Annotated in this window: 2 protein-coding genes; both read right to left on the bottom strand. The window is 49.1% G+C overall.

The window, feature by feature from the left end; all coding sequences use genetic code 11:
• Nucleotides 1-128 precede the first annotated feature (128 nt).
• Nucleotides 129-1286, bottom strand: a complete 1158-nt coding sequence (locus F6K37_RS39070; RefSeq protein ID WP_008184129.1) for a phage tail sheath family protein — start codon at nt 1284-1286, stop codon at nt 129-131.
• 171 nt (nt 1287-1457) lie between these two features.
• The coding region (locus F6K37_RS39065) for a phage tail sheath family protein (protein WP_287256608.1) at nt 1458-2205 on the bottom strand (748 nt) is incomplete at its 5' end.

Here is a 2205-nt window from a genome sequence, read left to right as displayed (position 1 = left end):
TTAATATCCTAATAATTGCTGTTGACTGTTGCTAGCATGCCTATTGCTAGCATGCCTATTGCTAGCATGCCTATTGCTAGCATGCCTATTGCCTGTTGCCTGTTGCCTATTGCCTTGCTAACCCAGACCTATGCTGCTACTTTCACACCACTAGCACCGAGAATAATACGCACAGTAATAAACTCACTGGGAATAGCAGGTGCTAGACCAATTTCTGTGACTACCATCCCTGCTTCCCGCACTTCGGGTGGGTTAGTTTCAGCATCACATTTAATGTAGAAAGCTGTTTGTTCTGTTGGTCCTTTAAGGGCACCTTGCTGGAGTAAGTCTTCAAAATAGGCGGTCAACTCTCGCTCAATCCGTACCCATAACTTCAGCTCGTTTGGCTCAAAGGCCAGATCTGCTAGGTTCAGTTCCAGCCATCTGCCCACTGTCAGGAATAGCCGTTTTACGTTGACATAGATCCAATTCGCTTCATCGCTGAGGGTACGTGCTCCCCAAACTCGAATACCTCGTCCGGGAAAGGCACGCAGGCAATTAACCCCAAGGGGATTGAGAATGTCCTGCTCGCGATTGGTCAGATTGAACTTTAGATCCACTATTCCTTCAATAGTTTCGTTGGCTGGTGCTTTGTGAACGCCAAATTGTTGATCGCTACGGGCGTAAACTCCAGCAATGTGACCACAGGGGGGCATCCAGTCGGGACCGTTTTCAGCTTTAATCCAGGGATAATACAAAGCACCGTTTTTGCCTTGCAGTTTCGACCTTTGCTCTGTTACCCTCTCTAGAGACTGAGTCACCTGTACTGCTACTGGAGGGAGCGAGTCTAAGATGGCAAAGCGATCGCCAAGCAGATCACAGTGTTCTAAGATGACATTCTGCATCCTCAACACGTCATCCTGGTCAGGGTTTCCCCGCATTAGATCTGGCACACAGACCAAATCGATCTCATTCAAGGATGCGATCGCTCCTAGTCCTCCACTATCATCTCCCGGTCCTCCCAGTGCTTCTGTGATAGAAACTGTGTCTTCTAGCCGCACAACCAAGCAGAAGCTGCCACCATTCTCAAAGAACCCACGCACAGCATAAGCTAGGTAACCGTCAGCTAGAGGCTGACCAAAAGTTTCTGTGAATTGGGACCATAGGGTAAGTGACTGCGGGGAGTTAATTGGTCCAGTCTCGGCAAACCCTAGGAATACAGGTACACCTGTGAACAGTCCAGGGGCTGGTTTAGGGAATATCTCCTCTCGGTAGACACCTGGTGTCAGTTGCTGGGAAGTTACCATACTTTGATCTTCCTTGTTCCTATGGATTTGGGGTGTAAGCTTTGGGGTGTAAGCTTTGGGGTGTAAGCTTTGGGGTGGGACCCGGGCGCGCGCTGTGGGAAGATTTTGAGCAAAAAAACCCTACTCCCTACTCCCTACTCCCTACTTCCCTACTCCCTACTCCCTACTGGCCTAGCTACCACTAGGTCCTGCCCACTGGCTCAGGCGGAAGATCACAAATTCAGCTGGCTTGGTCACTGCTACACCAATTTCTGTTACCACCTGACCTAAATCTCTGACTTCTGGGGGATTGGTCTCTTCATCACACTTGACGTAAAAGGCTTCCTCAGGTGTATTCCCAAATAAAGCCCCTGTACTCCAGACATTGGTTAGGAAGGCGTTAATATTACGGGTAATCTGCGCCCAAAGTTCAGGATTATTGGGTTCAAATACCATCCACTGAGTACCTTCGTCAATAGATTCCCGCAGATAATTGAACAGGCGGCGGACGTTGATGTACTTAAATTCTCCATTGGCATCACCACCGATGGTGCGTGCTCCCCAGACTCGAATATTGCCATTGAGATTACGGATGCAATTGATGCCTTGAGGGTTGAGTCCATCCTGCTGGGCTTTGCTGATGTTGTACTTGAGACCCAATGCTCCTAATATTGTTTCATTCGCTGGGGCTTTGTGGACTCCTCGTTGTGTATCGACGCGGGCATAGAGACCGGCGAGATGACCACTGGGCGCTACATAGAGCAGACCATCGCCTTTGGGGTTCTGTGTGTTGGTGGCTGGATCGAAGACTTGAATCCAGGGGAAGTAAAAAGCGGCATAATCAGATTTGCTAGGTACATTGCCATCCCCTGGTTGCAGTGTTTTCCAAGTATCATCCAAATTTTCCTGACTATCCAAGATTGCGAAGCGATCCTGGGTC

The organism is Moorena sp. SIO4E2, assembly GCF_010671945.1.
Taxonomy (GTDB): domain Bacteria; phylum Cyanobacteriota; class Cyanobacteriia; order Cyanobacteriales; family Coleofasciculaceae; genus Moorena; species Moorena producens.
Note: the sequence above shows the minus strand (reverse complement) of the source record. Positions and strands in the feature narration are given on the sequence as shown.